This is a genomic window from Corallococcus carmarthensis (assembly GCF_003611695.1).
GTDB lineage: Bacteria > Myxococcota > Myxococcia > Myxococcales > Myxococcaceae > Corallococcus > Corallococcus carmarthensis.
Map to the genome: position 1 here is coordinate 1 of NZ_RAWE01000081.1, position 23,603 is coordinate 23,603.

The 23,603-nt window shown below is 69.7% G+C and carries 14 protein-coding genes; 4 read left to right on the forward strand and 10 right to left on the reverse strand.

All coding sequences use genetic code 11. The features are described 5' to 3' along the window. Positions 1 to 289, reverse strand: a 289-nt coding sequence (locus D7X32_RS21710; protein WP_147450213.1) for an AMP-binding protein, incomplete at its 3' end; no start/stop codon positions are given. A gap of 123 nt (positions 290 to 412) precedes the next feature. Next, positions 413 to 2,644: a TIGR02266 family protein gene (locus D7X32_RS21715; RefSeq protein ID WP_120604479.1), complete on the reverse strand. Its 2,232-nt coding sequence runs from the start codon at positions 2,642 to 2,644 to the stop codon at positions 413 to 415. Positions 2,645 to 2,807: 163 nt separating this feature from the next. Between D7X32_RS21715 and guaB the strand changes: the two genes are divergently transcribed. Then, positions 2,808 to 4,265 (forward strand): IMP dehydrogenase, encoded by a 1,458-nt coding sequence (gene guaB / locus D7X32_RS21720; protein WP_120604480.1) that lies wholly within the window; start codon positions 2,808 to 2,810, stop codon positions 4,263 to 4,265. A 94-nt stretch (positions 4,266 to 4,359) separates the two neighbouring features. Here the strand turns inward: guaB and D7X32_RS21725 are convergent, their stop codons facing one another. Next, positions 4,360 to 4,944, reverse strand: a complete 585-nt coding sequence (locus D7X32_RS21725; RefSeq protein ID WP_120604481.1) for a hypothetical protein — start codon at positions 4,942 to 4,944, stop codon at positions 4,360 to 4,362. 124 nt (positions 4,945 to 5,068) lie between these two features. Here D7X32_RS21725 and guaA point away from each other — a divergent pair, with 124 nt between their 5' ends. After that, positions 5,069 to 6,622, forward strand: a complete 1,554-nt coding sequence (guaA, locus tag D7X32_RS21730) for a glutamine-hydrolyzing GMP synthase (protein ID WP_120604482.1) — start codon at positions 5,069 to 5,071, stop codon at positions 6,620 to 6,622. 18 nt (positions 6,623 to 6,640) lie between these two features. On the opposite strand, the gene D7X32_RS21735 is transcribed toward guaA, so the two are convergent. The 3 genes from D7X32_RS21735 to D7X32_RS21745 form a co-directional block, all read right to left on the reverse strand. Next, complete coding sequence (locus D7X32_RS21735; RefSeq protein WP_120604483.1) at positions 6,641 to 7,411, reverse strand: phytanoyl-CoA dioxygenase family protein; 771 nt, start codon at positions 7,409 to 7,411, stop codon at positions 6,641 to 6,643. An 81-nt stretch (positions 7,412 to 7,492) separates the two neighbouring features. Further along, positions 7,493 to 9,586, reverse strand: a complete 2,094-nt coding sequence (locus D7X32_RS21740) for a S46 family peptidase (protein ID WP_120604484.1) — start codon at positions 9,584 to 9,586, stop codon at positions 7,493 to 7,495. 198 nt (positions 9,587 to 9,784) lie between these two features. Continuing rightward, positions 9,785 to 10,561 (reverse strand): helix-turn-helix domain-containing protein, encoded by a 777-nt coding sequence (locus D7X32_RS21745; RefSeq protein WP_120604485.1) that lies wholly within the window; start codon positions 10,559 to 10,561, stop codon positions 9,785 to 9,787. 106 nt (positions 10,562 to 10,667) lie between these two features. On the opposite strand from D7X32_RS21745, the gene D7X32_RS21750 reads away from it, so the two are divergent. Further along, positions 10,668 to 11,492, forward strand: coding sequence for an MBL fold metallo-hydrolase (locus D7X32_RS21750; protein WP_120604486.1), 825 nt, complete (start codon positions 10,668 to 10,670; stop codon positions 11,490 to 11,492). A gap of 28 nt (positions 11,493 to 11,520) precedes the next feature. Beyond that, entirely contained in the window at positions 11,521 to 12,840 is a 1,320-nt protein-coding gene (locus D7X32_RS21755) for a metal-dependent hydrolase family protein (protein WP_120604487.1), read from the forward strand. A gap of 147 nt (positions 12,841 to 12,987) precedes the next feature. On the opposite strand, the gene D7X32_RS21760 is transcribed toward D7X32_RS21755, so the two are convergent. From D7X32_RS21760 to D7X32_RS21775, 4 genes are read right to left on the reverse strand one after another with little or no spacing between them, the layout of a single operon-like run. Next, the gene (locus D7X32_RS21760) at positions 12,988 to 14,733 is read right to left on the reverse strand and encodes an acyl-CoA dehydrogenase family protein (protein WP_120604488.1); all 1,746 of its coding nucleotides are present in this window, start codon (positions 14,731 to 14,733) and stop codon (positions 12,988 to 12,990) included. Then, positions 14,730 to 15,485, reverse strand: coding sequence for a thioesterase II family protein (locus D7X32_RS21765; RefSeq protein WP_120604489.1), 756 nt, complete (start codon positions 15,483 to 15,485; stop codon positions 14,730 to 14,732). The genes D7X32_RS21760 and D7X32_RS21765 overlap by 4 nt, the downstream gene beginning before the upstream one ends. Then, complete coding sequence (locus tag D7X32_RS21770) at positions 15,482 to 18,460, reverse strand: type I polyketide synthase (protein WP_120604490.1); 2,979 nt, start codon at positions 18,458 to 18,460, stop codon at positions 15,482 to 15,484. The genes D7X32_RS21765 and D7X32_RS21770 overlap by 4 nt, the downstream gene beginning before the upstream one ends. Further along, a complete protein-coding gene (locus D7X32_RS21775; RefSeq protein WP_158625732.1) occupies positions 18,457 to 23,535 on the reverse strand; it encodes a non-ribosomal peptide synthetase in 5,079 nt (1,692 codons plus the stop codon). Before D7X32_RS21775 ends, D7X32_RS21770 begins: the two co-directional genes overlap by 4 nt. Positions 23,536 to 23,603 lie beyond the last annotated feature (68 nt).

Consider the following 23,603-nt stretch of genomic DNA (forward strand, 5'->3'; position numbering starts at 1 on the left):
CCGGCACCGCCACCGCGCCCGCGTACAGACAGCCGAAGAAGCCCGCGATGTAGTCCAGCCCCGGCGGGTACAGCAGCAGCACGCGCTCGCCTTGCGCGCCGTGCTCACGCAGCGCCGAAGCAATCCTTCGCGCGCGCACGTCCAAATCGAACGCGCTCCAGACGGTCTCTTCGCCGTCGTCCTCTCCCAGGAAGGTGTAGAGCGGCGCGTGGGCAGAAGGCCCTGAAACAAGCTTCAGCAGGAGGCCAGGCAGGGTTCGCGAGAGGTCGGGCACGGGGGGGCCGTCCATGTGTCGGAATATTTCCGACACTTAATAGCAGCCCGGGTGCTCAATCCCGTAGGCACTCCCGGTGATGAAACACGGGAGGCCCTCGACGTCAGCCCACTCGGGAAGTGGGGACTGACCACGCCATCAGGCGCGGCCGAACAGTCCCTTCAACCACCCCATGAAACCTTTCTGCTTTGACACGACTGCTACATCCGGCGCCGCCTCCAGAACGACCGGCACGGACGGCGCCACGTTGCGCGCTGGCGGAGCCGCGGCCCCAGGTGTCACGACCGGCGGCACCGGCGCCACCGGGGTCTCCTGCTGCGACAGCCGCGCCTTCACCGTTTCCGGCGTGTCCCGGGTGGTGAACGTGCTGACCACCTCGCGCCCCGTCGTGCCTTCCTTCGCGGTCACCTTCAGCAGCGACTCGTTGTTCACCTCGAACGTCACCGTCACCTGCACCGCGCCGCGAGGCTTCTTCGGCAGGCCCGCGAGCCGCAGCGTGCCCAGGTACTCGTTGTCCTGCGCGCGCTCGGAGTCGCCCTGGAACACCGTGAGCTCCAGCTCCGTCTGCCCGTCCCGGTGCGTGGAGAGGGTGTAGCTCTTGGCGGCCGGCAGCGACACGTTGCGCTCCAGCACCGGCTTGAAGCGGCCACCCGGCAGCCCCACGCCAATGGCCATGGGCAGCACGTCGATGAGGACCACGCCTTCCATCTGTCCCAGGCTGTGCGCCAGCAGCGCCGCGCCCAGCGCCACGGCCTCGTCCGGGTGCACGCCCTTGCTGGGCGGCCGGCCGAAGAACTTCGTGATCTTCTCGTGCACCAGCGGGAAGCGGCTCTGCCCACCGACGAGGATGACTTCGTCGATGTCCTGCGGCTTCAGCCCCTTGGCCTGGAGCACTTCCTCACAGACCTGGACCGTGCGGTCCACCAGCCCCTCCGTCAAGGCGATCAACTTCTGCCGCGTGAGCGTGACGTCCAGGTCGTACGGCTTGTTGTCGATCATCGTGATGAAGGCCACGTGCACGCGCATCTCGGAGCGCTCGGAGAGGGCGCACTTGGCCCGCTCCGCCGCGTCGTTGATGCGCTGCAGGGCCACCCGGTCCCCCTGGAAGGCGCGGCCCGTCTGCCGCTGGAACTCCTCCAGGAGGTACTCCACGATGGCGTTGTCGAAGTCGATGCCGCCCAGGAACGTGTCGCCGCCGGTGGAGATCACCTCGTAGACGGTGTCATGCAGCTCCAGCACCGACGCGTCGAACGTGCCGCCGCCCAGGTCGTACACCAGCACGCGCTGGTTCAGCTTCTTGCCGTAGCCGTACGCCAGCGCAGCCGCCGTGGGCTCGTTGAGGATGCGCTCCACGTACAGGCCCGCGAGCTTGCCCGCCTCGCGCACCGCGTGCCGCTGGTTGTCGTTGTAGTAGGCGGGCACCGTGATGACCGCCCGGGAGATGGGCTGGCCCAGCTGGTTCTGCGCCACCTCGCGCACTTCCCGGAGGATCAACGCGGAGATCTGCTGGAGCGAATAGATGCGATCGCCCAGCCGCACCGCCGCCTCACCGTTCTGGCCCGCGGCGATCTCGTAGTGGAAGCGGCCTTTGATCTGCCCGACGATTGGCGACGCGTACGGCCGGCCCACCAGGCGCTTGGCGCCGTACACCGTCTGGCGCGGGTTGGTGAGCATCTGCCCCTTGGCGGGGTGGCCCACCACCAGCTTGCCGCGCTGGTTGAACGCGAGGATGGAGGGCACCGTGTTGTGGCCCTCGCGGCTGGGCAGCACCCCGGGCTTCGCACCGCGCACGAACGCCGCGCACGAGTTCGTCGTCCCCAGGTCGATGCCGATCACCGGCCCCGTCCGGGGCGGCTCCCCGGTGTTCAGCTCCAGCGCGGCATCCGTCACCATCTCCAGGGCGGGCGCGGCCGGGGCATCCATCCGGGGCGCGCCACCGGGATCCGCCGGCACGGCCGCGGGCAGGGCAGGGGCCGCCGCGGGGGCGGGGACGGTGTAGTCCGCCGGGCCCACGCCATTGGGCACGGGCGGCAGGTCCGACTGGGCATGCGGAAGGATGGCGACCGCGGCGTCCAGGAACCGGCGGGTCGGTGGATCCGCCTCCCCGAACTTCAGGCCCATGCCGGAGATGCCCTGGCCCTGCTGTCCTGTGACGAAGTGAACGATGGCCGCCGTGTAGAGGAGCCGGTCGCCGCTCGCCAGGCGGAGGTCCAGGGTAACGGGCGTGCCGGGAGGGCGCACGGCCTTGGCGCGCAAATAGATGCCGCCCCGGGTGATGTTGCCCCCGTATTTCGCGAGGAACTCCTCGGGGGTGGCGAAGGGCAGCTTCACCACCAGCCCGACCGCCCCCGCTTGATTCAGATCCGCCAAGGCCCGGTCCCAGTCCCAAGGGGTGTGTGTGGGACGCTCAGTATCACCCGAAGCCCCGGGAACGGGCGGCAAAAAACCTTCTTCCGTTGCGCGGCAGCCGCGCAAACCGTATGGACACGCACCCGCCGGGCGCTGGTGCCCCGCGGGGCCTCCGGGAGCCCCCATGTTGAACCCCGATATCCGGCTGGCCCTCACCTTCGACGACGTGCTCCTGCTGCCCGGTGAGAGCGCTGTCACCCCGCGTGATGCCGACCTCACCACCCGCCTGACGCGCAACATCCGCCTGAACGTGCCCCTCCTGTCCGCCGCCATGGACACCGTGACGGAGGCGCGCACCGCCATCGCCATGGCTCAGGAAGGCGGCATTGGCGTCATCCACAAGAACATGACGCCCGAGCAGCAGGCCCTGGAGGTCCTCAAGGTCAAGAAGTTCGAGAGCGGCATGGTGGTGGACCCCATCACCATCGAACCCAAGGCGCCGCTCGCCCGCGCCCTGGAGCTGATGAAGATGCACGGCGTGTCCGGCGTGCCCGTGGTGCAGGGCAAGCGCCTGGTGGGCATCCTCACCAGCCGCGACGTGCGCTTCGAGAAGAACTTCTCCCAGAAGGTCGAGGACGTGATGACGACGAAGCTCGTCACCGGCCACGAGGGCATCGCCCAGGACGACGCCCAGAAGCTCCTCCACGAGCACCGCATCGAGAAGCTCCTCGTCGTGAACGAGGCCTACGAGCTCAAGGGCCTCATCACCATCAAGGACATCGAGAAGCGCCGCACGCACCCCAACGCCGCCAAGGACGCCAAGGGCCGCCTGCTCTGCGCCGCCGCCGTGGGCGTGTCCGCGGACCGCGAGGCCCGCATCGACGCGCTGGTGAAGGCGGGCGTGGACGTCATCGTCGTGGACACCGCGCACGGCCACTCGAAGGGCGTGCTTGAAGGCGTGCGCGACACGCGCAAGAACTTCCGCGGCTTCGACCTCATCGCCGGCAACGTGGCCACCGCCGAGGGCACGCGCGCCCTGATCGAGGCGGGCGTGGACGCGGTGAAGGTGGGCATCGGGCCGGGCTCCATCTGCACCACCCGCGTGGTGGCCGGCGTGGGCGTGCCCCAGGTGACGGCGGTGGATGACTGCGCCCGCGAGGCGGACAAGCACGGCATCCCCATCATCTCCGACGGCGGCATCAAGTACTCGGGCGACATCGTGAAGGCCATCGCCGCGGGCGCCAGCTCCGTGATGATCGGCTCGCTGTTCGCCGGCACCGAGGAGTCCCCCGGCGACGTCATCCTGTACCAGGGCCGCAGCTACAAGAGCTACCGGGGCATGGGCAGCCTGGGCGCCATGAAGCAGGGCGCCAAGGACCGCTACTTCCAGTCCGACGTGGAGGCGGTGAAGCTGGTGCCGGAAGGCATCGAGGGCCGCGTCCCGTACAAGGGCACCCTCTCCATGAACGTGCACCAGATGCTGGGCGGCATCCGCAGCGGCATGGGCTACGTGGGGTGCGCCACCATCGAGGACCTGCGCACGAAGGCCACCTTCACGCGCATCACGTCCGCCGGGCTCAAGGAGAGCCACGTGCACGACGTCATCATCACCGAGGAAGCGCCCAACTACCGGATGGAGTAGGGCCGCCTGTCCCCGAGCCCCTCGCTGCAAGGGGGCTTCGGGGCAGGGGAGTCTCCCCCCGGGAAGTCACTCACCGGGGGAGGACGGCGGGGGACTACTTGCCGCGACGCTTGCCGCCGGTGGACGTGTCCTCGGCGGGGGCGACCGTGGTGGACACGCGCTTCTCCGCCGCGTTCACGCGCTGGAGGAGCGACTCGCGGTCGTCCGGGTCCAGCGTCTCAATGGCCTTCTTCAGGGTGCCGAAGTCCAGGCGGGCCACCGTGACGGTGTTGCCACCCTTGATCTCCTGGACCGTGGGCACGTCCACCAGCTCGCGCAGGTAGGTTTCGAACTCCACCCGGACGTCCGCGGTCTGCTGGATGCAGGTGTCCTTGGCGTTGACCAGGTTCTGGCTGCCCTCGCGGTAGCTCAGGTCCGGGTTGCGGGCCATGGCGTCCTCGAAGGTGTGCGTGCGGTCCTTCAGGGACGAGTACAGGTTGACGTAGTCCACCAGCCGGTCGGACTCCGGCCGGTTCACGTCGCGCGCCTTGTTGAGGGGCGCGGAGGTGTCGTCACAGGTGAGCTTGGACAGCTCCGTGACACCGGGGGCGTCCTTCACCGCGACGCTGCGGGTGTCTCGTTCCAGGCGTTCGTCGGAGGTGATCTCCTTCACGCACCCCGAGGAGGACAGGAGGAGCATGGCTGCTGCAGTGGAAGCGGACAGGCGGCGCACGAACAATTGACGGCCTTTCAGCGTTGATTTCCCGAAGTTTGTAGCGATAAGGGCCCCCACCCGTCAACGACGCCCCCTGGGAGAATCGCCGGTGGACCTGCACTCCGAGAAGATCCTGATCCTTGATTTCGGGAGCCAGTACACCCAGCTCATCGCCCGGAGGGTGCGCGAGCTGGGAGTCTACTGCGAGATCCACCGCCCGGACCTCCCCGCCGCCGACATCCGCCAGTTCGCGCCGCGCGGCATCATCCTCTCCGGCGGGCCGGCGTCCGTGGAAGCGCCTGGCTCCCCGCGCTGCGACCCCTACGTCTTCGAGGCCGGCGTCCCGGTGCTGGGCATCTGCTACGGCCTCCAGCTCCTCGCCAAGCTCCTGGGCGGCCGCATCGACCGGGGCGCCCACCGCGAGTTCGGCAGCGCGGCGGTGGAGGTGCTCAGCGCGCGGGGGCCCTTCGCGGAGTTCCGCCCGGGCGACCAGGTGCAGGTGTGGATGAGCCACGGCGACCGGGTGGACCAGCTGCCCCCGGGCTTCGAGGCCATTGGCCGCAGCGGCAACTCGCCCTTCGCGGCGGCCGCCCACATGACGAACCCCTGGTACGGCTTCCAGTTCCACCCGGAGGTGGTCCACACGCCGCAGGGCAAGGCCATGCTGCGCGCCTTCCTCTTCAACGACTGCAAGGTCACCGGCTCGTGGACGATGAAGGGCTTCATCGACGAGGCCGTGGAGACCATCCGCAAGCAGGTCGGTGAGGAGGGCCGCGTCATCTGCGGGCTGTCCGGCGGCGTGGACAGCTCCGTGGCGGCGCTCCTGCTGCACCGGGCGATTGGCCCCCGGCTCCAGTGCATCTTCGTGGACAACGGCGTCCTGCGGCAGGGCGAGCGGGCGCAGGTGGAGGCGCTCTTCGTGGACCGCTTCCACGTGCCGCTGAAGACGGTGGATGCGCGCGAGCGCTTCCTGTCGAAGCTGGCCGGCGTGACGGATCCGGAGCAGAAGCGGAAGATCATCGGCCGCGAGTTCATCGCCGTGTTCGAGGAGGCGTCCCGCGACGTGCAGGACGCGGGCTTCCTGGCGCAGGGCACGCTGTACCCGGACGTCATCGAGTCCGTGTCGTGGAAGGGCCCCTCCGTCACCATCAAGAGCCACCACAACGTGGGCGGCCTGCCGGAGCACATGAAGCTCAAGCTGGTGGAGCCCCTGCGCGAGCTCTTCAAGGACGAGGTCCGCGCCCTGGGCCGTGAGCTGGGCCTGCCGGACGAGATGGTCTCCCGCCAGCCGTTCCCGGGCCCGGGCCTGGCCATCCGCGTGCTGGGCGAGGTGAACGAGAAGCGCCTGGACCTGGTGCGCCGCGCGGACGCCATCGTGCAGGAGGAGATCCACAAGGCCGGGCTCTACAAGGAAGTGTGGCAGGCCTTCGCCGTGCTCTTGCCGGTGCAGAGCGTGGGCGTGATGGGCGACGAGCGCACCTACGAGTCCACCTGCGTGCTGCGCGCCGTCACCAGCGTGGACGGCATGACGGCGGACTGGGCGCGCATCCCGTACCCCATCCTGGAGAAGATCTCCTCGCGCATCACCAACGAGGTGCGCGGCATCAACCGCGTCGTCTACGACATCTCCTCCAAGCCGCCCGCCACCATCGAGTGGGAGTGAGCGGGGAGGGCAGGGCGCTCAAGTGACAGCGCGCCGGATGGCTTCCTCCACCGGCGACGTGTCCTCCGGGAGCCGGGCCAGGCTCAGCGGTTCCCGGGGCAGCAGGGGCGGCTGCGCCATGAAGCGCGGCCGCTTGCCCCGGTGGGCTTGTGCCGAGTGCACGAGGAAGGGGTGGCACAGGTAGACGGTGCCCGCCTCGCCCGTGGCCAGGACCTCCCGCCGGTGGGCGGACTCCGCGAAGCCGTTGGCCGCGAGCTGGCGGAGCGTCAGCCCCGCTTCGCCGGCAGGGCCCAGCAGCCGGGCGATGTCCTGGTGCGAGCCCACGCGGATGCGGGTGGGCGCGTCGTCCTCGCCCACGTCGGAGAAGAGGAAGAGCATGAGCAGCGCCCGGCCCTTCGAGGCGACGTTGGCGCGCCAGTCCATGAAGTCCGGCTTGTCGAAGTCGAAGCCCACGTCGATGTGCCACCCCGTGTCGCCCGGGTCCTCCGGTGAGGGGAAGCGCACCGGGAACGTGCCCATGGCCCGGCACGGCAGCCACCGTCCGGGACCGACGAGCGCGTCGAACGCCTCGTGCAGCATGGGCGTATTCGCGGCGTCCACGAAGGGCTTCTGGGTGTACATGCCCAGGCGGATGACGGGGCGGGTCCAGGTGGCGGGCCGATCCGGGTCGCAGCCCGTGTCCCGCCAGAGGGTGGCCCGCGCCTCGTCCGCGAGCTCGCGGGGGAACGCGTGGTCGATGCGGAGGAACCCGTCCCGCATGAACTGCTCACTTCGAGCGTCGTCCGACATGGGGCGCACGCTACCAAGAACAAGAGGCTGCCCGGTGCGAACCGGACAGCCTCTGGGGACTTCAGGACGCGGTGGGGAGGACTACCCCGCCGGGTTGGCCTTCACCGGCGCCACCTTGGTGCTGCCGGGGCGCAGCTCTTCCAGGACGCGGTTGGCGCCGTAGATCTTCTGGAGCGCCTCGATGATGGCATCCGAGTGCACGGCCACCGTGCGGTTCACGGACTCGTCGAAGCCGTACTCACCGCCCAGCGACTGGATGTTGCCGTCGAACACCAGACCGACGACCTCGTGGTTCTTGTTCACCACGGGCGAGCCGGAGTTGCCGCCGATGATGTCGTTGGTGCTGACGAAGTTCATCGGCGTGGTGCCGGTGATGACCTTCTCCGACTTCACCCACGACTTGGGCAGGTCGAACGGCTCCTGGCCCGTGGCGTGCTCGAAGGCGCCGGCCATCTGGGTGATGGGGGCGACCTGCTGACCCTCGTCCACGTAGCCCTTCACCGAGCCGAACGACACGCGCGGGGAGAACGTCGCGTCCGGGTACTGGCTGGTGCCGTAGATGTCGAACTTCGCCTTGGCGACGAGCTCGCTGTTCTTCTTGATGACGGACTCCACGTCGTCCTCGAACTTCTTGCGGATGGCGCGGGCGTCCGGATCCACCAGCAGGGCCAGCTGGATCATCGGGTCCTTGGACGCGTCCACGGCCTTCTTGCCGCCGTCGAAGAGCGACTGGCGCGTCTTCACATCCTTCAGCTTCGAGCCCTTCACCACGCGGGTGGCGACCTGCTCCGGGGACTCCTTGGCCAGCACCTTCTTCACGAAGGGGTGATTGGCGCCCAGCTCCTCACGCAGCTTGGTGAGGCTGAACGTCAGGCGGGCGATCTCCAGCTCCGGGTAGATGGGCGCGGGGCTGAAGAGCTGCGCCTTGAGCGCGGGCTGGTTGGCGTCGTTGAACTCGCGCAGCCGCTGGCCGTTGTCCTTGGGCAGCTCGTCGCCCGCGCGCACCAGCGTCCTGGCGATGCCGAACAGGGTGGAGGACAGGCCCTGGCCCTGCTCGATGTAGCCCAGCTCCTTGCGGAGGTTGACGAGCTGCGCCTCCGCCTTGGCGATCTCATCCCACGCGGCGGCGTACTTCTTCTTCATCTCCGGGTTCGCGTCGACCTTCTTGCGCAGCTCCTGCTCCGCGGCGACCTTGGAGGCGAAGAACTTCTTGTCGAGCAGCGCCTCGTGGCGGCCCTTGGACGCCTTGAGGCCGTTCTCCACGCCGAACAGCATGTTGCTGGAGATGCGCTTCTGCTCGGGGCCGCGCTTCTGGAACTCGGTGACCATGCCGCGCAGCTCGGAGAGGTACATGAGCGTCTTGGGCATGGACACGTCGCGGACGTACTCCAGCTCCGCGATGGTCAGCGCGCGCGAGGTGCGGCCCGGGTTGCCGGCCACGAACGTCAGCTCGTTCTCCTTCGCGCCGTGCTCGGACCACTTGAAGTAGTCCGGCGTCTTCACCGGCTGCTTGTCCTGGTAGACGCGCACGAAGGACACGTCCAGGTCGTAGCGGGGGAACTCGAAGTTGTACGGGTCACCGCCGAAGAAGGCGATGGCGTGCTCCGGGGCGAACACCAGGCGCACGTCCTGGAAGCGGCGGTACTTGTACAGGTTGTACTTGCCGCCCTGGTACAGCGTGACGACGTCACAGCGCACCTTGTCGTCGCCGTTGGCGCAGGCCTTCTCCACGTTGGCCATCTCGGACTTCAGCGTGTCCGAGTACTGCTTGCCGGTCAGCGACTGGGTGGCCTTGTTGAGCTGGTCGGTGACGTCGGTGATCTCGACGAGCTGGTTCACCTCCATCGCCGGGCACTGCTTCTCCTCGGCCTGGGTCTTCGCGTAGAAGCCGTTGGCCAGGTAGTCCTGCTTCGCGGTGGACAGCTGCTCGATGCAGCCGCGCGCGCAGTGGTGATTCGTCATCACCAGGCCGTCCGGCGACACGAAGCTGGCGGAGCAGCCGCCGGCCAGACGCACCGCGCCCAGGCGGAGCTTGTCCAGCCACTGCTGATTCGGCTCGAAGCCGTACTTCTCCTTCACCTTGGCGGCGGGGAAGTTGTTGAACGTCCACATGCCTTCATCGGCGAGCGCCGGGGCGGCACCCACGAGGGCGGCGATGACGACCAATCGCTTCATGAATGGGATCCTTTCGGGCCGCGGGACGGAGATCCGCGGGGACGGGGCGTTTGTGAGGGAAGGCCCGGCGTCGGTCAAGCCGGGAAAACGCCCACGCAACCCTCACAACGATCGAGCGCCCGAACGATTCCCTGGGCCCCCTACCGGGCAGGCGGTTTTCCCACCCGACGCGTCTCGACGCGCCGCGTCCGAACCGGATCAGGCCGCCTGGGCCCGCGCCCACGCGCCCGGCGTGGTGCCCAGCACGGCCCGGAAGTCCGCGATGAGGTGGGCCTGATCATAGTAGCCAGCACCGGCGGCGATGCTTCCCCAGTCCGGCCGTGTGCCCTGGCGGGCGGAGGCCTGGAGCGCGCGCTGGAAGCGCACGATCCGGGCATAGGACTTGGGTCCCATTCCGAGCACGTCGTCGAAGGCACGGCGCAGGTGCCGTTCGCTCACGCCCAGCGTGCGGGCCAGGTCCGCGACGCGGGGGAGCTCCACGGCGCCTGAGAGCAGGCGGATGCCGCGCCGCACGAGGTACGCGGCGGCCGGTTCGTAGACGTCGTCGCGGTGGAGCCGGTCCACGAGCGCGGTCTCCAGCGTGTGCAGGCGGGCCTGGGAGGTGGGGGCCGCGGCCAGGGAGGCGCGGAGCCGGGCCCCATCCGCCTTGCCCCAGAGCGTGTCGATGGAGAGCGAGCGCTGGGCCAGCTCCGACATGGGCAGACCGAAGAAGGGATAGGCGCCGCCGGGCTTGAACTGGATGCCCAGCGTGTCGGGAGGCACCTCCGAGGGCGCCTTGCGCACCACCTGCTCCCGGGGTCCCAGGGCGTGCACGTCGCAGGTGGTGGAGGTGACGCGGACCACCAGCTCGACGGTGCCGTCCGGCAGGCGGACGTAGGCGTCCTGGGACGGGCCGCGCCAGAGGACGCGCACGCGCTGGACGAAGCGGGACAGGTCGGCCCGGGGGGCGAGCGCGTTGTCGGACGGAGCGGCCATGCGTGGGGAAGCATGGGACGGACGGGCCCGCGCTTCAACCCGCGCCCTGGGCGCATGGCCGATTCCTCCAATCGGGCACCGGGGCCTGGTTCGTACCTTGCCGGGCATGCGAATCCATCACCTCAACTGTGGAACCCTGTGTCCCGCCAGCGCCCGGTTCGTCACGGGCTCGGGCGGGCTGTTCGAGCGGGCCCGGATGGTCTGCCACTGCCTGCTGCTGGAGACGTCCCGGGGGCTCGTGCTCGTGGACACGGGCCTGGGGACCCGGGACGTGCAGGACGCGCGGGGGCGTCTGGGACAGCGCTTCGTGAAGCGGAACGCGCCCCGGTTGGACCCCGCGGAGACGGCGCTGGCCCAGGTGGAGCGCCTGGGATTCAAGCGCGAGGACGTCCGTCACATCGTGCCCACTCACCTGGACCTGGACCACGTCGGAGGGCTGGTGGACTTCCCGGACGCACAGGTCCACGTCTTCGGGGCCGAACACGCTGCGGCCATGGTGCCGCCGGAGACCGGCGCGAAGTTCGGATACCAGCCGGTCCAGTGGGCACACGGGCCGAAGTGGAACCCGTACGCGGTGGACGGTGAGCGCTGGTTCGGCTTCGACTCCGTGCGGGTGATTCCAGGCCTGGACGCGGAGGTGCTGCTGGTGCCGCTGCCGGGCCACACGGCGGGCCACTGCGGCGTCGCGGTGAAGGGCCCCGGAGGCTGGATGCTGCACGCGGGGGACGCGTACTTCAGCCACCGCGAGGTGGATACGGTGGCGCCGCGAAGCCCGTGGGGCGTGGCGTTGTTCCAGCGGCTGAAGTCCGTGGACAACGCCGTGCGGCTCCAGAACCAGGAGCGGCTGCGCGGCCTGGTGCGCGCGCATGGGCACGAGGTGAAGGTGTTCTCCGCGCACTGCGCCGTGGAGTTCGACCGGCTGCGCGCGTGAGGACACGAGGCTGTAGCATGGCGGGACCTTGCGACATGTTCTGCTCTTCGGGTGCCTCCTGCTGTCGTTGTCCTCCTCCGCCGCCGCACCCGCCCGGGTGCAGGTGCTGAAGGCCGCCCGCCTCTTCGATGCGAAGACGGGGAAGGTCGTCACCCCGGGGGTGGTGGTGGTGTCGGAGGGAAAGGTGGTGGGCGTGGGCCCGAAGGCGCCCGTGCCGGAAGGCGCGAGCGTCGTGGATCTGGGCGACGCCACGCTGCTGCCAGGCTTCATGGACGCGCACACGCACCTGACCGTGGAGCCCGGGACGGACTGGCGCAAGGACCTCATCGACAGCTTCCAGCGCACGATTCCCGAACAGACGCTGGACACGCTGCCCTGGGCCCGCGCGACGCTGATGGCGGGCTTCACCACCGTGCGCAACCTGGGCGCGGAGGACTTCATCGACGTGGGCCTGCGCAACGCCATTGCGCGAGGTAACGTGGTGGGGCCGCGCATCCTCGCGGCGACGTCCAGCCTGAGTTCCACGGGTGGGCACTGCGACTACGGCAACTCGTTCCGCAAGGGGCTGCTGGCCCACGACGCCAGCCCCGGCGTGGCGGATGGCCCGGACGCGCTGCGCGCCCGCGTGCGCGAGAACGTCAAGTACGGCGCGGACGTCATCAAGGTGTGCGCCACGGGCGGAGTGATGAGCCTCAACGCGGACCCCGACGCCCCGCAGTTCACCCAGGCGGAGCTGGACGCGGTGGTGGACGAAGCGCACGCGCACCGGCGCAAGGTGGCCGCGCACGCGCACGGCGCGGAAGGAGCGAAGCGGGCCATCCGCGCGGGCGTGGACTCCATCGAACACGGCACGCTGATGGACGACGAGGGCGTGGCGCTGATGAAGCAGAAGGGCACCTGGTACGTGCCCACCGCCCTGGCCTTCTTCGGAGTGAAGGAGCTGGCGGACCAGGGCAAGTTGCCTCCGGACACCGTCGCCAAGCTGCGCGCCGTGGACAAGCGGCGGGAGCACGTGCTGCACAAGGCGATCTCCCTGGGCGTGCGCATCGCGTTCGGCACGGACGCGGGCGTGTTCGCCCACGGGCGCAACGCGGAGGAGTTCGCGCTGCTGGTGGAGGCGGGCCTCACTCCGGCGGAGGCCCTGCGCAGCGCCACGGTGAACGCGGCGGAGCTGCTCGGGGTCGCGGACAAGCTGGGGACGCTGGAGCCGGGGAAGCTGGCGGACGTCGTCGCCGTGCCGGGCAATCCGCTCCAGGACATCCGCGTCACGCAGAAGGTCTTCTTCGTGATGAAGGACGGCGTCATCCACCGCGATGACACGGCGGCCTGTTCGCGCGCAGCGCAGTAAAGCCCACGGACAGAATCGCACCGCCCGCCGGGCAGGTGCGGCCTCGGACCTCGGACCTCGGACGGCGCGAACCTGTCCGCCAGTCGGACAGGTTTGGCGCAAAAGCGCTCCCAGCGGGCGGCTCGGTCCGCACGGGTCAGATGAGGATCACTTCCGGATGAGGACGTCGCTCAGCAGGAAGTCGAGCGTGTCGCCCGTCAGCCAGCGCTCGCTCACGCCCGCGAAGTCCGGCTCCGCGTCGGCGTCGGCCTGGCGCCAGAGGTCCTCCATGCGGAAGCGCGCGGCGGTGCAGTAGACGTCCGCCAGCGCATCGGCGTGGGACTGCCCGCGTGAGGACAGGGCCGACGCGTGGGCCAGCGTGACGGACATGGTGAACAGCTCGTTGCAGAGCTGGTTCATCAGGATGAGCGTCCGCTGGCGTGCGTACAGGACGCCCGCATCCGGATGGCGGCGCGACAGGTCCAGGCTTCGCTTCGCGAGCCGGTGCACCTCCCGCGCCGTGTGCTGAAGATGGTCGCGGTTGCGAGGAGACAGGTGCTCTTCCACGGGCAGCGGGGCCGGGGGCGACTCCAGCTCCGCCGCGTGCGAGGCCGACGGGTAGTAGAGCGAGAAGAGCCCCTCCCGTGCGGCCTTGTGGTCCACGAGGAAGTCCACGCCGCCCGCGACCCGGAAAGCCCGGGCATCGCGCAGGGTGCGCTCCAGCGGGACGGGTGTCGCGCCCCGGGCGGCCTTGCTCTCGGACGTCTCGTAACCTTCGGCGGCGAGCAGCGACATCGTCCGGTCCGTGATGCGCGCGCACGTCAGGGACGCGATGTTCTTGGCCGCCACCTGTTCGAACCACCGCAGGGGCAGCGTGTCCGCCGTCACACCCGTGAGACTCCAGCGGGCCACGCTCTCCATGGCGAAGACCTCCGCCGCGGTGGCGGACACCTGGCGCTGGATCTCATCGAAGTCACCCAGCCTGCGCCCCTGCGCGAGCCGCCTGTGCAGGAAGTCGCGCGACCACTGGAGGCACTTCTTGGAGAGCGCCAGCGACGCGGCCACGATGATGTACATGCGGCCCAGGGCGCTGAGCGGCTCCAGCAGCGGCGTGTTCCGCCAGTGCTCCTGCGACATCGCGAGCATCCGCTCCCTGGGCACGCGCACGTTGTCGAAGGTCAGCGCGGCGATGGGGAGGCCTCGCAGGCCCATCAGGCCGTGCTCGGCGCGGACGTGGAAGCCGGGGCTGGAGGTCTCCACGATGAAGAGGCTGATCTGTTCGCGGCCGTCCTCCTGGAGCGTGGCGGTGACGTTCAGCAGGTCCGCGATGGATCCGTTCCCGATGAAGACCTTCTCGCCGTTGAGGACATAGGCCGTGCCGTCCTCCGTGGGCACGGCCGTGGTGGACGCGCGCCGCACGGAGGCACCGATGGGCTCGGTGTCGGCCCAGCCGGAGATGACCCCGTCGGCGACCCGGCCACGGACGTAGTCCTTGAGGGGACCGTCCTGCACGGCCTCGATGATGGCGCCCGCGCCCAGACCACTGTGGATCGCCAACGTGTATCCCACCGGCAGGCACACGCTCATCACGGCTTCGATGACGCGGAACGTGTTGAGCATGGAGAGGCCCCGGCCTCCCAGCGCCCGCTCCACCTGGAGCTTGTAGTAGCCGCGTGAACGCAGGGCTTCGCGCAGCTCGGGCGGGATGCGGCCCGTGCGTTCAATCTCATCCGGGTCCACGTTCGCGGCGAGGAACTGTTCGACCTCGGCGATGACGGCGTCGCCCTGGCGGCGTTCCTCGGGGTCCTGCTCGGGAAAATCACGAACGAGGTCCCAGCGGAGCTTCCCCGCGAAGAGCTGACCCATGAAGCCTTCACGGCTGCGGGTGGCGGGATGCAGCGGCTCGTGGCTCATGGGGTGTTGTTCCTTGGGGCGAGGGCTTCCGCGATGAGGCGCAGGAGGGTGGACTTCGGTTCCGGGTCCCGCAGGTAGAAGTGGCCCCCGGGCAGCAGGTGGAGCGCGAAGGGCCCGGTGGTGTGGATGCGCCACGGGTCCAGTTCCTCGCGGGTCAGGTCGTCCTCGGTGCCGCCCGTGACCGTCATCGCGCAGGGGAGGGGTGCACGGTCTTCGTGCCGGTGGGACTCCACGAGGAGCAGGTCCGCGCGCAGGCCTGGGAGGATGAGCTCGCGCAGCTCTTCGTCCTCGCGCAGCTCGTGGATCAGCTCGCCGTAGGTGGGTTCAAGGGCGGTGAGGAGCCCGTCCTCGTCCAGGTGGCTCGCGGGGATTCCGCGCGGAGGAAGCTGTGGGGCCGGAGCCGCGGAGAGGAACAGTGCATCGGGTGTCACCCGGCCCAGGTCGCGCAAACGATGAGCCGTCTCGAAGGCCATGAGCGCCCCCAGGCTGTGGCCGAAGAACGCGAAGGACGTTCCGAAGTCCACCGCGCGCACCAGGGCTTCCACCAGTTCGTGCAGCCGGGTGAACGGCGCTTCTTCCGCTCGAGCCCCACGGCCAGGGAACTGCACGCCCCAGACTTCGATGTCCGGGAGCAGGTCCGCCCAGCGGACGTACTCGCCCACGGAGCCGCCGCTGTGCGGGAAGCAGAAGAGGCGCACGGGCGCTGCCGGACGCCGGATGCGGCAGGCGAGCCAGGGAGAAGTCGTGCTCATTCCGGAGAGGACTCCGCGATGAAACGGGCCAGACGGGCCACGGTGGGGGCACGGAAGATGGCCTTCACCTTGAGGGGCGTGGCGAGGTGCGGGCGCAACCGCGCGATGAGCTGTGCCGCCATCAACGAGTCGCCGCCCAGCGCGAAGAAGTTGTCGTGGAGTCCCACCCGGGCCAGCCCCAGGACCTCCGCGAACGCGGTGGCGATCCGGCGCACGACTTCATCCTCGGGCAGCTCCGGCACCTCGACTGTTTCGGCCTCGAGCGGCTGCGGCACAGCGGGTTGAATGGAGGGACTCGTCACGGTGACGGATGTGGCGGGTGCCTCGACGAGATAGCGCTGACGTTCGAACGGGTACGTAGGCAATGGCACCCGGCGGCGGGGGATGCCCCCGTGCAATCCCTGCCAGGAGATCGAAACACCCGCGGTCCACAGGCGTCCGGCGGCGGTGAGCGCGCTGACTCCATCGGACGTGTTGTCCGCGGGATGGGGGAGGGTGGCCACCGTGAGGTGCGGCCCCACTCCAGGGTTCTGTCGAGCCAGCGTCGCCAGCGTTCGTCCGGGTCCGACCTCCAGGAAGACGCTGGCCGGACCCGCGAACAACGTGTTCAGCGCATCGCCAAAGCGCACGGTGTGGCGCAGGTGCGCGGCCCAGTACGCCGGGTCCACGGCCTCTTCCGCCGTGACGGCCACACCCGTGCGGTCGGAGATCCACGGGAGCTGTGGGGGCCGCCGCTCGACGCGCTGGACGCAGGCGGTGAACGCGGCCAGTGACGGCTCGACAAGCGGCGAATGTCCCGCGCCCGGAATGCGCAGCAGCCTCGACTCCACACCGCGCTCCGTCAGTCGTGCTTGAAGCGCTTCGATCTCCACCACCGGGCCGGACACCGCGCACTGCGCGGGCCCATTCACGGCCGCCAGTGCGAGCCCTCCCTGGAGCAGGGGTGCAAGCTCCGCCTCGGGCAACGGCACGGCCAGCATGGCCCCCGCAGGCAGACTCGCGAGGATGCGCGAGCGTTCCAGGACCAACCGCAGCGCATCCTCCAGCCGGAACACGCCAGCCACCGTGGCCGCGGCATAGGCCCCCAGGCTGTGGCCCACCACCGCGGCGGGCTGCACACCCCAGCGCCTCCACAACCGAGCCACCGCGTACTCGATGACGAAGACGGAGAGCTGCCCGGTGACGAACTCGCCCATCCGGGCGGTGGCCAGCTCGAGCGCCGTGGCATCCAAGGGATCGGGATGGAGCACCGTCCCCAGGTCGAAGCCGAGGAGCGGCGTCAGGTGCGTACGGCACGCGTCCACGGCCTCGCGGAACGCCGGCTGCGAGCCGTACAACTCCCGGCCCATGCCCACGTGCTGCCCACCGTGGCCCGGGAACATGAACACCACCTGGCATTCACCGGCCTCCTGTTGCGAGAAGCCATCCGGTTCCGCCAGGGAACGAAGGACCTCGGCGGCGTCGTGGCCCACGGCGAACGCGCGGTGCTTGTGCGCGGCGCGGCCCACCTGGAGCGTCCAGGCGACGTCCCCCAGGTCCACCTCCGCATGCGCGCGCAGGTGCCCTCCGAGACGGTCCACGGCCAGGGCCAGCGCAGCGGGACCGTGAGCAGACAGCACCAACAGCTGCGGGGTGCGCGAACGTTCGGAGCCGGGCAGGGTGGGCGCCTCTTCCAGCACGGCGTGCGCGTTGGTGCCACCAATGCCCAGCGAGCTGACGCCGGCCCGCCGGGGATGACCGCCGCTGTCCCAGTCCCGCAGCTCCGTGTTCACGCGGAAGGGGCCGTGCGCGAAGTCGATCTCCGGGTTGGGCTGTTCGAAGTTCAGACTCGGCGGCAGCTTCCGGTGCTCCAGCGCGAGGACCGTCTTGATGAAGCCCGCGACACCCGCCGCCGCGTCCGTGTGGCCGATGTTCGTCTTCACCGAACCCAGCCAGCAGGGCCGCCGCTCGCGAGCACCGAACGCCTTCGTCAGCGCGGCGACCTCGATAGGGTCCCCCAGCCGAGTGCCGGTGCCATGCGCTTCCAGGTAGCTGATGCTCGCGGGATCCACGCCCGCGGCATGCAGGGCGATCTCGATGACGCGGGACTGGCCCTCCACGCTCGGCGCGGTGAAGCCAATCTTCCCAGCGGCATCGTTGTTGACGGCGGTGCCCCGGAGCACGGCGCGAATGGTGTCTCCATCCTCCATCGCATCCGCGAGCCGCTTGAGCACCACGAGCCCCGCGCCGTTGCTGCCCACGGTGCCCTGGGCGCGCGCGTCGAACGCACGGCAGCGGCCATCCGGGGACAGTGGGCCGCCCTCGCTGTAGTGGCCGAACCGGGGCGGCACGTGCACGGACGCACCGCCTGCCAGCGCGATGTCGCAGTCCCCCGCGAGCAACGCCTGCGCGGCCAGGTGGATGGCGACCAGGGACGTGGAGCACGCGGTCTGCACGGTGACGGCCGGCCCGCGCAGTCCCAGCTTGTAGGCCACGCGGCTGGTGAGGAAGTCCACGCCCGTGGCCAGCCGGAGCTGCCAGTCACTGGCCCCCGCGAGCAGGTCCCTCCGAGCCCGCAGCGTGGACAGATAGTCCGTCTCGCTCCCGCCCGCGTAGATGCCAATGGCGCCCCGGTAGCGAGCCGGATCATATCCGGCGTCCTCCAGCGCCTCGCGCGCGCACTCCAGGAACACGCGGTGCTGCGGATCCAGCATCAGGGCTTCCTGCGGCGAGATGCCGAAGGCCGCCGCATCGAACATGTCCGCATCCGCGATCAGGCCGAAGGCAGGCACCGCCTCGCCCACGGCGCGCGCGGTGGGAGGTTCGGCACAAGGCCGTCCATCCGGACCGAAGAAGGTGATGGACTCGACGCCACCGGCCAGGTTGGACCAGAACTCCGCCGCGTTGGCCGCACCGGGGAGCCGGCACGCCAGGCCCACCACCGCGAGATGCGCGGAGCGATCCTCTTCCTCCATCAGGTCGAGGGACGCGCTCATTCCACTTCCTCTCGGGAGCGATCCGACGCCAACCGGCCCTGACGGCCCAGCAGGCGCGCACGTCCACTGCGTCGTTGCTCCTGGCGCTGCTCCTGCGCGGCCGCGGCCTCTCCACCATCGTCATGGCCCTGGAGATGTCCCGCGAGCGCACGGATGGTGGGGAACTCGAACAGCGTCACCATGGGCACGTCGTGGCCCATGCGCTGCTTCAGGAGGTACTGCACCTGTGCCAGCAACAGCGAGTGACCACCGAGGTCGAAGAAGTTGTCCTCCGCGCCCACGCGCTCCAGGCGCAGCGTCTCGCACCAGATGCCAGCGATCCGCCGCTCGTGCTCGTTCGCGAGCGGGACCTGGGGCGCCTGGGTGCCAGGCGTGGGCGCGGGCAGCGCCCGTTCATCCACCTTGCCGCCGTGGGTGAGCGGCAGCGACCTCAGCTCCACGTACGCGGAGGGGATCATGTACGCGGGCAACTCGCGAGCGAGGTGCTCACGCAGCCGCGCCGGTGTGGGCAGTGCCTGTCCGGTGCGTGGCACGACGTAGCCGACCAACTGCGGCGCTCCACCGGGAGGGCTCCACGCGCGGACGTGCGCCTCCGCGAGTCCGGGATGCGTGCGCAGCCGCACGGCGACCTCCGCGGGCTCCACGCGGAAGCCACGAATCTTCAGCTGCGCGTCCATGCGGCCCAGGAACTCGAGCATCCCGTCCTGACGGCGCAGGACCCGGTCGCCGGTGCGGTACATGCGCGCGCCTGGATGTGCCGCGTACGGGTCAGGGATGAAGCTCGCGGCGGTGAGGTCCGGGCGGTTCAGATAGCCGCGCGCAACACCGGCACCGCTCACGTACAGCTCTCCCGCGACGCCCGTAGGGACAGGTTGCAGCTCCGCGTCCAGGACGTAGGCCGTGGTCCCATCGATGGGCTGGCCAATGGTGGGCAGTTCCTCATCAACCTCCGAGGGCAGCACCTCGCCGGACGTAGCTGTGACGGTGGTCTCGGTGGGCCCGTACTGGTTGAACAACCGCCATGGCAGTCCGGGCATGGGACGCACATGGAGGCGGTCTCCGCCAGCGAGCACCGTGCGCAATTCGCACGCGTCAGGCCAGGGCAGGGCCAGCAGACGTTCAGCGAGCGCCGTGGGCAGGTCCGTGAAGGTGATGCGCTCCGAGAGGAGCCACGCCTGGAGCCGCTCCGGGGACAGGCGCACGTCCTGCCCGGGGACGTGCAGCGTCGCGCCCGAGGTGAGGGCCGGCCAGAGCTCCGCGACGGACGGATCAAACGCGGGTGAGTAGAGCAGCGTGGTGCGGCTGTTCTCATTCAAGCCAAAGGCGCGCCGATGCCATCCCACGAGGTGGGCCAACGCGCCGTGTTCCACCACCACGCCCTTGGGGACGCCCGTGGAGCCGGAGGTGTACATGACGTAGGCCCGCTGACCGGGCCGCGACTCCGTGAGCAGGCCACCCGTGGGCGTGCCAGGTCCACGGAAGTCTTCGATGCGCACGCGCTCCAGCGTGGCGGGGAGCCGGTCCGCGAGCAGCCCGGTGGTGACCACCTGGCGCACGCCGGCATCCCGGAGGATGAGCGCGATCCGCTCGGCCGGATGCTCCGGATCCAACGGCAGGAAGGCAGCTCCGGTCAGCATCACGCCCAGTTCGGCCGTCACGAGCTCCGCGCCGCGAGGCGTGCAGACAGCGACGACCGACTCCACGCCCGTGCCGTGTTCGCGGAGATGTTCCGCGAGCAGCGTCGCGCGCCGGACCAGCTCCGCGTAGGTGAGGGTGCCTGACTCGTCGCGCACGGCCACGGCGTCAGGGGTCCGCAGGGCCTGCGCCAGGACCTGGTGATGCACCGGCGGTTCAGCGCTGACTGGCGTCGCGAATCCGTTTCCCAGGACGACCTGCCGCTCCGCATTCGAAAGCATCGGCAGGCGGGACACCGGCATGCCAGGGCTGGCCACCGCGGCCTCGAGCAACCGGAGGAAGTGCGCGGCCATCCGCTCCATCGTCGAGCGGTCGAAGAGGTCCCGGTTGTACTCCCAGATGAGCGAGATGCGCGCGTCGCCGCGCTCCTTGTCGCCCAGGTATCGGCCCGCGTGCGGAATGGCGACGACGTCCAGGTCCACCTTCGAGGACCCATTGCCCCGCTCGAAGATGGTGCAGGACGCATCGCCCAGCTGGGGGCTCCGCACGGCGGAGTCGTGGAAGCTGAACATGGCCTGCACGAGCGGATTCCGGCTGGGATCGCGCTTCACGCCCAGGGCTTCAATCAGCTTGAGGAACGGATACGTCTGGTGCTCGGCCGCCGCCACGGTGAGGTCCCGCACCTGGCGGACCAGCTCGCGGAACGACGGCGCGCCGGAGACGTCACACCGGAGGACCACGGCGTTGACGAACATGCCGATGACGTTCTCGATGTTCCGGACGCCCGCCCGGGCCGCGAACGCCGAGCCGATGCACAGGTCCTGCTCGCCGGTGTAGCGATGCAGCAGCGTGGCGAAGGCGGCGAAGAGGGCGTTGAAGAGGGTGACACCCTCCTGCTGGCAGAATGCTCGCAAGGCGCCGGGCAGGGCGGGTGGCAGCTCCAACCGGAGCAGGTCGCCGTTGAAGGTCTGCACGCGGGGCCGCGGGTGGTCGGTGCGCAGCGGCAGCACCTCCGGAGCACCGGCCAGCCGCGTCCGCCAGAAGTCGAGCTGGGCCTTCATGGCCGGACCGTCGAGCGCCTCGCGCTGCCACGCCGCGAAGTCGCGGTACTGCACCGGAAGCTCCGGCAACGGCGACGGCTGGCCCCGGAGGTAGGCGTTGTAGAGCGCGTCCAGCTCCCGCATCAGCACGGAGAAGGACACGCCGTCGTGGACGACGTGGTGTTCAACGAGGACCAGCTCGTGATCATCCGGAGCCAATCGGATGACGGTCCAGCGAACGAGCGGCGGTTCGAAGAGGGACAGGGGCCGCCGCAGCTCCTGGCGAAGGGCTTCTTCACGCCGGTGCTCGCGCTCGTCCGTGGACAGCCTGGACAGGTCGAACAACGGGACGTGGACTGGCGTCACGGGAAGCACGCGCTGCCATGGCCGGCCGTCGACTTCCTCGTAGGTCGTCCGCAGCAGCTCATGGCGCCGGGTGATCTCCGTCAGGGCGCGTTCGAGCACCGCCAGGTCCAACCCACCCAGCACGCGGAGCGTCGTCTGCGCCTGGTAGGAGATGCTTCCGGGAGACAGCTTCTGGAGGAACCAGACCTGTTCCTGTTGCACGGAGAGCGGAGCCCGTTCGGGGTCGGCGACTCGGACCACGGGGGGCAGTGCGGCCTTCGCGGGACTGGACTGGCGCGACTCCAATACCTTCGCCAGCTGGGAGATGCGGCGGTGGGCGAAGAGCTCGGTCAGCGACAGCGGGAGGCCCATCACGTCCGTGACGCGAGCGGTGATCCGCGTGGCCAACAGGGAGTGGCCGCCCAGTTCGAAGAAGTCGTCCTCGATGCCAATCCGCTCCAGGCGCAGCTCCTCCTGCCATACCTGGACGAGCCCGTGCTCCAGCTCCGTGCGCGGCGCGACATACGCGCTGCTTCGGGTTGCGTGGGCATCGGGTGTGGGGAGCGCATGGGCGTCAACCTTGCCGGTGGGGCCCAGGGGGAGGGCGTCCACGACGACGAAGGTCCGGGGGAGCATGGCTTCGGGGAGCCAGGCGCGGAGGTGCTCGCGGAGCTGCTCCGTCCCGGGGACAGCCCGCGCGTCCTTCGGCGCGAACCACGCCACGAAGGAGACGTCCTGGCCCTCGGTCCCGGTGGTGCTCCGCGCCACGACGTGCGCGGCTCCGACGTGCGGATGGGTCAACAGCGCGGCGGTGATCTCCGCGGGCTCGATGCGGATACCGCGGACCTTCACCTGTCGGTCCGAACGGCCGTGGAACTCCAGCGAGCCATCCGGCAACCGGCGGCCGAGGTCTCCCGTGCGATACAGCCGTTCGCCGCCGAACCGGGAGAATGGATCCGGAATGAAGCGGTCAGCGGTCAGGTCCGGAGTGCCCACGTAACCGCGAGCCAACCCCGGTCCGCTGATGAACAGCTCTCCAGTCTCGCCCTCCGCCACGGGCCGCAGCTCCGGACCGAGGACATGGACCTCCACGCCGTCAATGGGATGACCGATGGAGGGCAGCCGTTCCTCGGACGAGGTGTCACAGGAAGGGACGACACCGGACGTGCTGTAGATGGTGCACTCAGCGGGGCCGTAGCCGTTCACGAGTTGGAACGGCAGCCCGGGCCTGGGGTGCAGGTGCAGCCGGTCACCGCCAGTGAGCACCCAGCGCAGGGCACAGGACTCGGGCCAGGACAGTGGGAGGATGCGCTCGGCCAGGGGCGTGGGCAGGAAGGCGCAGGTGATGTCCCGGGCCAGCAGCCAGTCCTGAAGCTTCTGGGGCGACAGGCGGGTCTCCTCGTCAGGAGGCAGCTCCAGCCGAGCGCCCGCGGCCAGCGACGGCAGGAGGGCCATGACCAACGCGTCGAAGCCCGGCGATGCGATCACGCCGATGCGATCCGCTGACGACAGGCCGAACGTGTCGCAGTGGTACTCGGTGAAGGCAGACAGGGCCCGGTGGCTGATCATCACGCCCTTGGGCAACCCGGTGGAGCCCGAGGTGTGGATCACATAGGCGAGGTGATCCGGCTGGACGGTGACGCCCGGGTTCACGTCCGGGAACGACTCCAGCGACAGGGCCGCCGGGGCCAGGACCTGGATGCCGTCCGCCGCGAGCCGCTCCACGGCTGGCCCCGAGCCGATGACGAACCGGGCCCCTGTCGAGACGGACATGTATCGCAGGCGCTCGGGAGGGGCGGACGGGTCCAATGGCAGCCAGGCCGCTCCGGCCTTGAGGACGCCCAGGACGGACGCCACCATCTCCACGCTTCGCGGAAGGCAGACGCCGACGAGGACGTCCGGACCCGCGCCCCGAGCCATCAACGCATGGGCCAGCCGGTTCGCGTGCGCGTTCAGCGCGGCATGGGTGAGCGAGCGGGCCCGGGAAGCGACGGCGAGCTGGGAGGAAAGTTCGGTCGCTCGTCGCTCGACGAGCTGGTGGACGGGGGGCAGCAAGAATCCTCCAACCGGCGCCGCACCACGTCCGAGCAAAATCAAGCGTTTAGCGGATTTGGGCCGTTTTC